The 12770-nt window shown below is 42.7% G+C and carries 11 protein-coding genes; 8 read left to right on the top strand and 3 right to left on the bottom strand.

The window, feature by feature from the left end; translation table 11 throughout:
* Positions 1 to 66 precede the first annotated feature (66 nt).
* Positions 67 to 1404, top strand: coding sequence for a metalloprotease PmbA (gene pmbA, locus D0907_RS14660; RefSeq protein ID WP_118844668.1), 1338 nt, complete (start codon positions 67 to 69; stop codon positions 1402 to 1404).
* Positions 1405 to 1530: 126 nt separating this feature from the next.
* Positions 1531 to 1947 carry a VOC family protein gene (locus tag D0907_RS14655; protein WP_118844667.1) on the top strand — a complete coding sequence of 139 codons (417 nt, stop codon included), beginning with the start codon at positions 1531 to 1533 and terminating at the stop codon, positions 1945 to 1947.
* A 989-nt stretch (positions 1948 to 2936) separates the two neighbouring features.
* Here D0907_RS14655 and D0907_RS14650 read toward each other — a convergent pair.
* Positions 2937 to 3596, bottom strand: a complete 660-nt coding sequence (locus D0907_RS14650) for a LiaF domain-containing protein (protein WP_074989329.1) — start codon at positions 3594 to 3596, stop codon at positions 2937 to 2939.
* A 320-nt stretch (positions 3597 to 3916) separates the two neighbouring features.
* Between D0907_RS14650 and D0907_RS14645 the strand changes: the two genes are divergently transcribed.
* The 3 genes from D0907_RS14645 to D0907_RS14635 all read left to right on the top strand — a co-directional run bounded on the left by D0907_RS14645 (position 3917) and on the right by D0907_RS14635 (position 5167).
* Positions 3917 to 4483: a BON domain-containing protein gene (locus D0907_RS14645; RefSeq protein ID WP_036973231.1), complete on the top strand. Its 567-nt coding sequence runs from the start codon at positions 3917 to 3919 to the stop codon at positions 4481 to 4483.
* Positions 4484 to 4538: 55 nt separating this feature from the next.
* The gene (locus D0907_RS14640) at positions 4539 to 4697 is read left to right on the top strand and encodes a YqaE/Pmp3 family membrane protein (protein WP_036973230.1); all 159 of its coding nucleotides are present in this window, start codon (positions 4539 to 4541) and stop codon (positions 4695 to 4697) included.
* A gap of 248 nt (positions 4698 to 4945) precedes the next feature.
* Positions 4946 to 5167 carry a hypothetical protein gene (locus D0907_RS14635; RefSeq protein ID WP_036973229.1) on the top strand — a complete coding sequence of 74 codons (222 nt, stop codon included), beginning with the start codon at positions 4946 to 4948 and terminating at the stop codon, positions 5165 to 5167.
* 113 nt (positions 5168 to 5280) lie between these two features.
* Here the strand turns inward: D0907_RS14635 and D0907_RS14630 are convergent, their stop codons facing one another.
* Entirely contained in the window at positions 5281 to 7308 is a 2028-nt protein-coding gene (locus tag D0907_RS14630) for a methyl-accepting chemotaxis protein (protein WP_074989330.1), read from the bottom strand.
* Positions 7309 to 7431: 123 nt separating this feature from the next.
* Between D0907_RS14630 and D0907_RS14625 the strand changes: the two genes are divergently transcribed.
* A complete protein-coding gene (locus D0907_RS14625) occupies positions 7432 to 8202 on the top strand; it encodes a Rossmann-fold NAD(P)-binding domain-containing protein (RefSeq protein ID WP_118844666.1) in 771 nt (256 codons plus the stop codon).
* On the opposite strand, the gene hutC is transcribed toward D0907_RS14625, so the two are convergent.
* The gene (gene hutC / locus D0907_RS14620; protein WP_036973226.1) at positions 8203 to 8910 is read right to left on the bottom strand and encodes a histidine utilization repressor; all 708 of its coding nucleotides are present in this window, start codon (positions 8908 to 8910) and stop codon (positions 8203 to 8205) included.
* A gap of 143 nt (positions 8911 to 9053) precedes the next feature.
* Between hutC and hutI the strand changes: the two genes are divergently transcribed.
* Together hutI and D0907_RS14610 are read left to right on the top strand one after the other, a co-directional pair.
* Positions 9054 to 10295, top strand: a complete 1242-nt coding sequence (gene hutI / locus D0907_RS14615) for an imidazolonepropionase (RefSeq protein WP_036973224.1) — start codon at positions 9054 to 9056, stop codon at positions 10293 to 10295.
* A gap of 120 nt (positions 10296 to 10415) precedes the next feature.
* A complete protein-coding gene (locus tag D0907_RS14610) occupies positions 10416 to 12089 on the top strand; it encodes a GGDEF domain-containing phosphodiesterase (RefSeq protein WP_244223153.1) in 1674 nt (557 codons plus the stop codon).
* The last annotated feature ends 681 nt before the right edge of the window (positions 12090 to 12770 follow it).

Below are 12770 nucleotides of genomic sequence, written 5' to 3'. Positions count from 1 at the left end.
TGCACGTCTCGCAGTGTGTTAGCATTCGCTACACTATAAAAAATATCATAGCCTAGGACACCGAAGATGAAAGATCCTATTTATCAACATATTTCACAAGTGAAAGATGCCGTAAGCGAAGTTCTTGAGCATGCTAAAAAGCTCGGAGCAACCGCTGCAGAAGCTGCAATGTCGAGCACGTCAGGTTTGTCTGTTAGCACGCGAATGGGAGAAGTTGAAACAATAGAGTTTAACCAAGATGGTGGCTTAGGTATCAGTGTGTATGTGGGTAATAATAAAGGCTCGGCATCAACCGCCGACTTAAACCCAAAAACGTTACGTACTGTGGTCGAAAAAGCAATTGATATTGCTAAGTTTACATCTGACGATCCATTCAACGGTATTGCCGATAAAGAACTACTTGAATTTGCACCACAAGATTTAGATTTATATCACCCGTGGGATGTCAGCCCAGAGCAAGGTATTGAGTTGTGTCATCAAGCAGAGCAGGCCGCATTAAATGCTGATGAGCGCATTGTAAATTCTGATGGTGCGAGCTTTTCGTCTCACCAAGGGCTTCGCGTATATGGTAACAGCCATGGCATGATTGCTGGTTACCCGCGTACTCGCCACAGTATAAGCACCATGGTGATTGGCAAAGAAGGTGAGCAAATGCAGCGTGATTCTGCATACACTGTTGCTCGCCATAAAGACGATTTAAACGATGCTGCAAAAGTGGGTCTTGAAGCGGCTACAGAAACACTCGCTAAACTCAATAGTCAAAAACTCGGTACCATGAAAGTGCCTGTTATTTTTAGAGCAGATATTGCCAACTCGTTATTTGGCCATTTAGTGTCGGCGATTGGCGGTGGTGCACTTTATCGTAAATCGAGCTTTTTACTCGATAGTTTAGGCACCAAAGTGTTCAGCGATTGTGTGAATATTTCTGAGCGTCCGCATTTATTAAAAGGCCTTGCTTCATCACCGTTTGATGCGGAAGGCTTAAAAACAGTCGACCATGAAATTATTCAAGGCGGTGAGCTGCAAACTTACCTATTAGCAAGCTATGCGGCTCGTAAATTATCAATGGCACCAACCGGTCATGCGGGCGGGATCCACAACTGGTTAGTTGAGCAAACGCACGCTGATTTAAAAGCGCTGTTAAACACCATGGGCACCGGCTTATTAGTCACAGAACTCATGGGACAGGGGGTCAACACGGTAACAGGTGATTACTCGCGTGGCGCAGCGGGCTTTTGGGTAGAAAACGGCGAGATTCAATACCCTGTCAGCGAGATAACAATCGCAGGCAACCTTAAAGATATGTTTAAAGCGGTTGTCGGGCTGGGTGGCGATATTGAGCGTCGTGGCGGGATTCAAACGGGCTCAGTGCTAATTGAACAAATGCAGATAGCAGGAAGCTAACACGCAACGAAGCAGCATAAAGCCTCACTTAATAAAGTGGGGCTTTTTTATTAAAAAATGCTTTACCTCAACTAAACTTTAGGTTTTATCGTACTGGCAGTTTCATAATTTAAAAGGAAATTCGCTATGCATTTAGAACACATAAACCTAGTCGTAAGTAATGTTGACGCCATGCTGCATTTTTATAAAGCCGCGTTCCCTCATTGGCGAGTAAGAAGCCAAGGCGACAGCACCTGGTCTGGAAAGCCGCGTAAATGGCTGCACTTTGGTGATGATTACCAGTACATCGCATTCAGCGATAATGGTGAAGATGAAAATCGCGATTTATCGGGCCATCAAGTGGGCCTTGCTCACTTTGCTTATGTGACACACGATATTAATGCCGTGATTGAACGCCTTGTAGATGCAGGCTACGAAGTGGATAAATTAGGCCCTGAAAACCCTTACCGAAAAAACGTGTATTTTATTGACCCCGCAGGCTTTGAAGTCGAGTTTGTCGAATATTTCAGTGACATCCCAAGTGAAAGAAATAACGATCTTTAGTGATGAAAAAAACGAGCAGCGAAGTACGAGCGAAATAAGTAACGAGTTACGAAAAGCGAGATGCGAGCTAAACCGTGAAGGGTGTTTAATGTCGCTGAAAAGGTTCGCTTTTTCGGCGTTAAAACGCCTCCCACGAGTGTAGTGTGTATCTTTTGTAGGAGGCTTTAGCCGTGAAAGGGTTATAGGTAACGAGCTGCGAAAAGCGAGATGCGAGCTAAATCGAGATGGTTGTTAATACCGCTTAAAAGGTTTGCTTTTTCGGCGTTAAAACGCCTCCCACGAGTGTGATGTGTGTCACTTGTAGGAGGGGCTTTAGCCGTGAAAGGGTGTAAGCAACGAGTGACGAATTACGAGATACGAGCTATACGGTGAAGGGTGTTTAATGTCGTTGAAAATGTTTGCTTTTCGGCGTTAAAACGCCTCCCACGTGTGAGGTGTATATCACTTGTAGGAGGGGCTTTAGCCGTGAAAGGGTGTAAGCAACGAGTGACGAATTACGAGATACGAGCTAAACCGTAAAGGTTGTTAAATGTCGCTGAACAGGTCTGCTTTTTCGGCGTTAAAACACCTCCCTCGTGTGTGATGTGTGTCACTTGTAGGAGGGGCTTTAGCCGTGAAAAGGTTATAAGCAACGAGTTACGAAAAGCGAGATGCGAGCTAGTACGGCTATACCGAGTTGGTTGTTTAATGTCGCTGAACAGGTCTGCTTTTTCGGCGTTAAAACGCCTCCCACGAGTGAAGTGTGCATCACTTGTAGGAAGGGCTTTAGCCGTGAAAGGTTATAGGCAACGAGTTACGAAAAGCGAGATGCGAGCTTGTATAGTTAAAACGCCTCCCACATGTAGTGTATATCACTTGTAGGAGTGGCTTTAGCCGCGAATCTTATAAAAGACGTTGCTGCGCAAACGCGCCATGCAAGCATAACGCCTACGGTTTAATGTAGGCGTGAAATTGATTGTGCGCGAGGGGGTTTCGCAACTCGTATTTCGTCATTGCACTCTATTCATTTCTTTCCAACTGGCTTTTAGGCTGTTGGCAAAGCTGATGAACTTTTCTTTCATGGTGCGTTTGACTTTAATCTCTACTGAGCCTAGCCAAACATTACCTTCAATCGTAATTGTGGGGCCTTGCCCTTTATTGAGTGCAACCGATTTATTTTCAACGCTACCTACCACACTAAACAATTTTGACACTACATTTACATGCTCTGGCACGTAGATTTCGTCGCTGCCTAAAATACAGTTTACGTAGATGGTGACATGCTGGTGCTGAAAAACGGCTTCACTAAAGTCTAATTCAATTGAGCCTAAACAGTTCGTTAGGTGAATTTCTTTCGGGACTAGCCATTGGCCGCTGCGCTCGTTGGAACCTAAAATACTGCGTAGTTGCAGGCTTTCTGCATCGCTACCATGTGCATAGTGAGGTTTAAACTGCGCGTGTTTATGTGACTTGTAGTCAATATCTGCTGTTAACTCTAAGTCAGAAACCAGCTCAATTAACACTTCATTGCTGGTGGCTTCCATTGCTTGGTCTAGTCTTCGTTCAAATGCTTCTGCTGAAATAACTGCATGACTGTAGTTATAGATAAGTTGATCGATTACTTCTTCTCTTACTTGCTCGATGGGGCGATCTTCGAGTTTGACGGCCATGATAATTCCCTGTTGAGTTTTAAAGTTATGTTAATCACAAAGCAAAGTGTAGGCCAAAAATTATTTTATTAATATTCATTGGTTTATGTTTTTTGATGTGGGCTTTCATTCGTTAAATTAACCATAGATTAATAAGATTGACAATTAATTAGTCATTTTTATAACAGAGTGAACTTCTTACCGAATTGTCTGTAAATAATTACCGAAACGAATATAAATCATGGCTGAATATCAATTTAACTTATTGAATAATATAAAAATAAAAAGTTGGCATCGTAGTCGCATTAGTTATCTCGTCTTTAATCAAAAGGAGAAAGATTATGAATACATTCAACAAGACTATGATTGCTGCGTTAGTAATTGGTGCAACAAGTATGAGTGCTCAGGCAAGCAACTGGGAAAATGAAAGTAAAGATGCTTGGATTGATGGTAAGGCAGAAACAGTGCTTCTTATGAACACTAACCTAAATAATTTTGATATCAACACAGACGTAAAAAACGGCAAAGTTGTATTAACCGGTAAAGTTGATAGTGAATTAGACAAAGAGTTAGCCGAAGAGCTTGTACTTAGTCTAGACGGTGTAACTGCTGTTGATAACAAATTAACGGTTGTGAAAAACATGAAGTCTAAGGCAGCGAGTGCAGATAAAGGTGACTCAGTAGAAAGTGACTTAACTGATGCGAAGATCAGTACAGTGATCACCACACGTTATTTATTTAACTCTGAAGTAGGCGGCACTGATATTGATGTCGATACAGATAAAGGCGTTGTTACACTAAAAGGTACGGTTAAGTCAGATGCAGAAAAGCAATTAGCAGTGAGCATTGCTGAAAATGCTGAAGATGTGCGTAAAGTCATCGATGAACTTAAGATTGTTGCTGAATAATAGCACGCCCTATAGCCCAGCTTTGGCTGGGCTTATCTTTTTCAAGGAGTGAGTTATGGATTTAATACGCATTATTTTCTCGGTTTTAATTCCGCCTCTTGGCGTATTTTTACAGGTAGGTTTGGGGGCACAATTCTGGATTAATATTATTTTAACCTTATTAGGGTACATTCCAGGTTTGATTCATGCTGTGTATATTATCGGTAAGCGATAATAATCACGGTTCAAAGGAATGGGTGTACGGCAAGGAAATGCACACGTAATAATGGATGACAACACTGCAAGGAGATTTACAGTATGGAAAATGTAACACAGCACAAAGGACAGCAAGGAAGTAACAAGGCGTTATGGACAAGCGCACAATGGCAACGCTTTATGGATAAAGTGAAAGGATAAACACCAAGGATTTTGGTTTAGGCTAGGAGCCAAATATGGATGAAGCTAGCGTAAGGAGGTGACAAAATGGAACAAGTACAAGCGCAATTATTACACGGACTGAACAACAAGGGAGTTGCTACATGGAATGAGCAACAGTGGCAACTATTTATGGAACTTACTAAAGCGGTTACGCCACAGGTAACAAGGAAGGCTGACGATAAAAACCCGATGTCATCTTCAGGTGACATCGGGTTTTTAATTACATCTGCAATCTATCTCAATACCAATTCAAATCAGTGTGAATGATTTAGACCTGTCGTTTGCAGCGTTAAAAATTTCTTATTGACGACTGCATGGTGCCTGATTTGTTACTTATAATAAGTAGCAAGAACACACACCTAGAACAATTCAATGACTAATCACAACTTAAATTGATTAACCGTTTTATTAAGTGAAATAGCTAGCTCATTGAGATCGCGTGCTTCGTCTGCTAACTCATGTGCATGATCTGCTGTACTATTTACTAAATGGTTAATTGCCGCGAGGCTATTGTTAATGTCCTCAGCAACCACCGTTTGTTGCTCAGTTGAGGTCGCAATTTGATGACTCTGGTCTTGTACATTCGTCACTGAGCCTGCAATATCTTGCAGAGCTTGCAGTACAATTTGAGTTTGCTCTACAGAGCCTTCTGCACGCTCTTGACCCTGCTGCATCATGGTGGATGCTTTTTGAGCTATTTGCTGTAAACGCGTGATCATATTACGAATATCATCGGTCGACTCTTGTGTACGACTTGCCAGTGAGCGTACCTCATCAGCAACCACCGCAAAGCCTCGCCCTTGCTCACCTGCACGCGCCGCTTCAATGGCTGCATTGAGTGCCAGTAAATTGGTTTGTTCTGCAATTGAGTTGATTACATCGACAACAGCGCCAATATTGCCGCTTTCTTGCTCAAGCCCAGCAACAACTTTAGATGCCTCACCGATGTGGCTGGCAAGTGCGGTCATCACCGATTGCGCCTGCGTTGAACGCTTGGTGCCATCGGCTGTAATGCTTTGCACTTCTTCGGCTGCATTGTTGGTGTGTTGCGCATTTCGCGAAATTTCGAGTACCGTAGAGGCCATTTCTGTTACTGCGGCGCTAACACTGTCAACTTGTTGTTTTTCTTGCTGAATTTCGTCGTTGGTTTTTTTGGAGACGATTTTAAGCTGTGAAGCCGCTTGGCTTAACTGCTCAGCTTGGGCTGCTGTATTAAGCATCATGGCGCGTAATTTATCGATAAAGGTATTCATGTGGTGAGCGAGCTGACCAACTTCATCTTGACTCTTTATTTCGATTTTTTGGGTTAAATCACCATCACCTGAAGCAATATCACGCATGATATAAGTAAGTTTTGTCAGTGGTTTAGTGATCATTTGCGTAGCCCAGAAGATCATCGCAATAATAATCGCTAAAATGATGATCACAGAGGTCGTTGTTGTCATGACTGCATCATCTACTGGCTCTTCGATCATGCTGGTTGGTATTAAAATACCCACATACCAATCAAGGTATGGGCTTTCTAATTCAAGGCGGTTGTATACAACGTAATATTGCTCGCCTTTTAGGGTGACAAAACCACTGCCGTCTTTGTTGCTTTTCATGGTGCGGTTTAATTCGCTGAAGCCTGATGTGTCACTAAATTGTTTTTCGAGGGCATCAAGACCTTCTTTGCCGTTTGGACCTTCGTCTGTCACAGACAGTTTATGGCCGGTGCGCTTAGATAAGTGAACCACCTTTTGGTTGCCATCAAGTAAAAAGCCAAACCCTTGTCCGTTAAAGCGAATATCTTCAACCATGTCGTTGATATTGTTAAGTTGTAAATCAACCCCCCCAAAACCAACCAGTTTGTTTTGTTTATTATAAACAGGTTGCTGTACTACAGCTGAGGCGTTGCCTGTGGTTAAATCAACAGAAATAGGACCAACATACAATTTGTTGATCTTTAAGGCATCTTGCCACCAGCCACGTTTATAAGCGTAATAAGGCTGGCCATTGTAGTGGGTGGTGCGTTCGTTTTCTTTAAAGTACTCACCGGTTGTCGCCGATGCGAAGAAGGCAGATAAAATATTGTCGTCGTTGCCACTAATACGCACAAAGTCTTGGTTAACGCTGTCGTATCCGGGTTGGTTCTCAAGGCTTTGATCGCGCTTGTTCCAATTATCAAACCAATTTACTAAGTGCGGATTGGTTACAAAGGTTTCAACTACTTTACCGTATTTGGCAAAGTAACTTTGCATTGAAAGCCGCTCACTTTGTAAGTAGCTATCCGCTTCGCGTTGGATAGCCTGCCGTGATAGGTCAGCAATATGGCTCACAAAAAAACTAGACGCGATGATAAGTAATACACTTATCGTTCCGCCGATGAGTAATAATATTTTTTTACGTAAAGAAAGGTTATTTAACATAGGTGCACGTGTTTTTATTATCGGGTAGAGTTAGTTATCTAATCATATTTGCACCTAAATCGCTACATTGCATAGTGAAGCTTATTAATAAAATATTACATATAGATAAGGCGATATTATTAAATGGTTAATTTTGATAATAAAATAGTTGTACTTGGTGCTGGGTGGCTTGGTCAGGCACTTTGCTTTGAAGCCAAAAAATTACAGTGGGATGTGCAAGGCACACATCGAAGTAGTGAACATCAATTTGATTTTCATAGACAATTCTTACTTGAACAGGGAAAAGTTAAGCATGATGTTAGCCTTGAAAATGCATGGTGGGTATGTGCTATTCCTCCACGTAGTAGGCAACAGCAAAGTAATTATTTAGAGACCTTAAATGCAGGACTGGCTCTTGCCGATTCATTGCATTGCAAAGGCTTTATTTTGTGCTCGTCGACAGGGGTTTATGCTAATGATAATGGGCTTTACAGCGAAGCAAGTATTATTGAGTGTCAAACAGACCGTCAGCAACAGCTATACGATGCAGAGCAAGCCGTATTAAAAGCAGGTGGAAAAGTATTACGTTTGGCTGGTTTAGTTGGTCCACAACGTGAGCCGGGACAATTTGTGGCAGGTAAAGAGTTGTCTAGCTCAAGTGAGCAAATCGTTAATATGGTTCATCAGCAAGATGTAATTAACGCAATATTTAGTGTTATTACGCATTGGCCTGTGGCACAAAGTGTTTATAACGTCGTTAACCCTGCTCACCCAACTAAAGCTGATTACTATCGAGAAAAGTGCCGTGAGAAGGGTAATCCAGCGCCTACTTTTACCAGCAATGAGGTGGGGGAGCGAATTATTAATGGTGAAGCCATTAAAGCGCTCAACTTTAGTTACCAACACGCTATTTAGCTATTTTTTAAAGGTTAAATGCCCGCCTAATCGGTATTTACTGCCGGGTGAAACAAGACGTGCAAAGCTCACAATACCTTGTGATGACCATGTTCGGCGGATTACTTGCAAACAAGGCTCTTCGTTATATAAGTTGAGCCATTCACACATTTCAGGGTTGGGCATAACGGCTTCAACCGTGTGGCGTGCCTCGGTGAGTGGGGCGACGCGCGATAAATATTCATGCGGTGTTTGGTTGTGAAAATCTTGCTGTAAGTAGTCTTTGGCAAGTAAAGGGTTCACGAAACGCTCTTCAACTTGCAGTGGTTGCTCGTTTTCATTGTGCACAATAACACTGCGATACACATGGCTGTCTACTTCAACACTCAGTGCAATGGCAATAGGGGCGATAGCACGTATCGATTCCATAACCAAAATAGTGCAACTGTAGTGACTATTTCGTGCTTTTACCTCGTCGGCAATGTTTTTTATTTCTAGCAATGAAGATTGCGATTTGAAGCTTGCTACAAATGTGCCTAACCCTTGATTGCGCGTTAAAATACCGGCTTCGGTGAGTTCTGATAAAGCGCGTCTTGCTGTCATTCTACTCACTTGAAATTGATTAGTTAGCTCATTTTCTGACGGTACACGGTCATTTTCTTGCCAGTGACCAGCGCGGATATTTTCAAGAATAAATTGTTTTATTTGCGCAAACTTAGGAACACTCATGCTGAGAACGTTATTGGTAACTTTTTAGTGTGTTTCAAGGTGGCATAATTTTCTTGTATATACAAGGTGAGTTGTTAAACTTTAAACAATTTCAAGTTACAGGGTTCAAACGACCAAACCCGACGCATCAGTATAGGTGAAAAATGCACACAACGAATAATGATCACGCACACTGGGATTTATTGATCACAGATGCCAATATCGCGACGATGGACCCTGCAATTGATGCACCATATGGTGCGCTTGAACACGCTGCAATTGCTGTAAAAGACGGCAAAATAGCATGGCTAGGATCACAGGCTGACTTGCCACAATTTGATGTGTTAGCAACCCCAACAGTATCTGCAAAAGGGCAATGGTTAACACCTGGGTTAATTGATTGTCACACTCACCTTGTATTTGCTGGTAGCCGTGCAGAGGAGTTTGAACAACGTCTGCAAGGTGTGAGTTATGAGCAAATTGCAGCAAACGGTGGCGGCATTGCCAGTACGGTTCGCGCCACACGCGAAGCCGACCATGAAACACTATTTGTTGCAGCGAAAGAGCGCTTAAATGCGTTGTACGGCGAAGGGGTGACTACCGTAGAAATTAAGTCTGGTTATGGTTTAGATTGTGAAAACGAAATTAAATTACTTGAAGTTGCTCGCTTATTAGGTGAAAACCACCCTGTCGATGTGAAGACAACATTCTTAGGTGCTCATGCGTTACCGCCAGAATACAAAGGCCGAAGCGATGAGTATATTGAGCTTGTCTGCGGCGAGATGTTAGAACAAGTGGTTGCAGGAAACCTTGCTGACGCCGTTGATGCTTTTTGTGAAAATGTAGGTTTCAGTAACGAGCAAACTCGACGCGTTTTTGAAGCGGCTAAAAAGCATAACCTGCCAGTGAAGCTTCATGCTGAGCAGTTATCTAATCAACATGGTGCTGCGTTAGTCGCCGAGTTTAATGGCTTATCCGCTGATCATATTGAACACCTTGATGAAGCGGGTATTAAAGCAATGGCTAGCGCTGGCACGACGGCGGTGCTCTTGCCGGGTGCCTTTTACTTTTTACGTGAAACAAAATACCCGCCGATTGAATTACTACAGCAATACCACGTGCCTATCGCAATTTCTACTGACTTTAACCCAGGTACTTCACCTTTGTGTTCATTGCACTTAATGATGAATATGGCATGTACTATTTTCCGTATGACACCAGAGCAAGCATTAGCTGGGGTAACACGTAATGCAGCGGGGGCATTAGGTCTCAGTGATCGTGGTGTGCTTAAAGTTGGTGCGCGTGCCGATATTGCCCATTGGCAAATATCCCATCCTGCGCAATTAAGTTACCAATTTGGCGTAAATAAACTGTTAAATCTGTGGATTTTGGGTAGACTAAGTTAGAGAGAGTTTTTACACATTTTGGATTACATGTCATTAATTGCCAGTTTAGCGAGCAGTACTGCGAGCCTCGTAAATTTAAGTAGTGATGTTGTACCAGTTTTTTTAGCTGGTGCCGTTTTTATGGCAATGATATGTGCCTTGTGTGTAACCCATCATCCCGTATTAAGGTTAAGCCTAGTCGTTAATGGCGTATTAGGCTTAGCAATCCTGAGTGTAGGGTCACCTTGGCTTATTTTATTACTGGCCATAAGTCTGTGCTTTCATCTGTGGCAAGCATTTAGAACGACCAACTGGTTAGCAATCACACTCAGTGTGTCGGCAGCACTCTGTTTTGCCGTGTTATTTTCTGCGCATTTTTTACTTGATATTGCCTTTTATTGGTTAGTATTGTCGGTAGTAATACTCAGTGTGTCAGGCTTTTTTAATTACGAAGAGCCCGCAGAAGACGAAGAAGTTCCCGTTGAGCCTAGCCGCCACGACGATTTAGATAAAACCCCGCTAAAAGAGCTTCCCGATCGCAAAGGATTAGAAAAAAGCTTCGCAGTATACAGTGAAGCGCATTCAAAAAACTGTGTGCTGGTTGTGATTCGCCTCGAAGGATTCGAAACCGTTAACCAGCACATAGGTCGTGAATTTGGTGATTTATTACTGGCTCAATCGGCCAATCGTATCAAACAGCAGCTCACCTCAGATGCAGTTCTGAATATGAAAGGGCGCTCAGGGGGCGTCGATAAGCTGGCTCATTTAGGTGGATTAAACTTTGCGTTTATTTGCGCGGTTGAAGAGCAAAAGCACCTTCATGAACAATTAATTAGCCAAATAAGGCAAGTGACATTAAAGCCGTTCAATGTGGCCAATTGCACCATTGAAGTTAAAGTGCGTGCCAGTTATGTGAATTGTAACGACCCTGATCACAGTTTTGATAATTTAATCTCTTTTGCTTACCTTGCACTTGATTCAAACCCAGATAAAGCGATAGTGCCGTATCAATCACAAATGATGATCGAACAGTTAGAGCAACAAGCCCGATTACGTGAACTTGCTCATCTTGATTTTGCCAGTGAGCTTGAACTGTATTTTCAACCCGTGATTCGTAATAGTGATGAGCATATTGAGTTTTTAGAACTCTTACTGCGTTGGCAACACCCCAAACAAGGCATATTAGCGGCCAATAAGTTTATTGATGATATTCGCGTTGCGGGGCTTGGGTATCCGGTTGCTGCGTTTGTCATTGAGCGTGCCGCAGAGCTTGCAATGGCCTTACGTATGGAAGGCATTCAATTACCATTGAGTATCAATGTGTTTGGCCCTGAAATGCTTCATGAAGAGTTTATAGAGTTTGTAGACCGCATCGCAACTGAGCATTGCTTAGAGCCCGGAGATTTAATTATAGAGTGTCCGTTAGACTTATTCATGGGGTTAGATGACCAAGGTAAAGCCATGGTCGCGCGGCTTAATAGTATTGGTATAAAAGTGTGTGTTGATGGCTTGGGAGACAGCCCCGTTTGGTTGGCTAAGTTACCTAACCTTAATGTTGAATACATTAAAGTTGCACCGTCATTAACCGCAGACTTTGCGCATCAAGCCCAAGTGCGCAGCTTAGTATCGGGTATGGTCGATATGCACACGCAAAATAATGCTAAAGTAATTTGTGAAGGTGTTGAAACACTCGAGCAACTGAAGTTTGTTAAATCACTTAATACATATGCCGCGCAAGGTTATTATTTTAGCTACCCGCTGAGCAGTGTGGGAATGATGTCTTGGCTAAAACAATGGCGGCTAGAACGTGAATAGTGCAAACGCGCCATGCAAGCATGCCGTCTACAGTTTAATGTAGGCGTGAAATTTATTTCGCGCGAAAAGTGTTATAAGCAACGAGTTACGAAAAGCGAGATACGAGCTATACCGTGAAGGTTGTTTAATGTCGTTGAATAGCTTTACTTTTTCGGCGTTAAAACACCTCCTACGTGTGTGATGTGTATCACTTGTAGGAAGGGCTTTAGCCGTGAATCTTATAAAAGATGTTGCTGCGCAAACGCGCCATGCAAGCATAACGCCTACGGTTTAATGTAGGCGTGAAATTTATTTCGCGCGAAAGGGTTATAAGCAACGAGTTACGAAAGGCGAGATAGGAGCTAGTACAGCTAAATCGAGATGGTTGTTTAATGCCAGTTAAAAGGTTTGCTTTTCGGCGTTAAAACGCCTCCTACGTGTGAAGTGTGCATCACTTGTAGCCGCGAATTATATAAAAGATGTTGCTGCGCAAACGCGCCATGCAAGCATAACGCCTACGGTTTAATGTAGGCGTGAAAGGGTTACAAGCAACGAGTTACGAAAGGCGAGATAGGAGCTAGTAAAGCTAAATCGAGATGGTTGTTTAATACCGTTGAACAGGTTTGCTTTTCGGCGTTAAAACGCCTCCCACGTGTGAAGTGTATCACTTGTAGGAAGGGCTTTAGCCGTGAATCTTATAAA

This window comes from Pseudoalteromonas lipolytica (assembly GCF_003515105.1).
In the GTDB taxonomy this organism is placed as follows: Bacteria; Pseudomonadota; Gammaproteobacteria; order Enterobacterales; family Alteromonadaceae; genus Pseudoalteromonas; species Pseudoalteromonas lipolytica.
The sequence above is the reverse complement of the archived record's forward strand: the minus strand, read 5'-3'. Positions and strand labels throughout refer to the sequence as shown.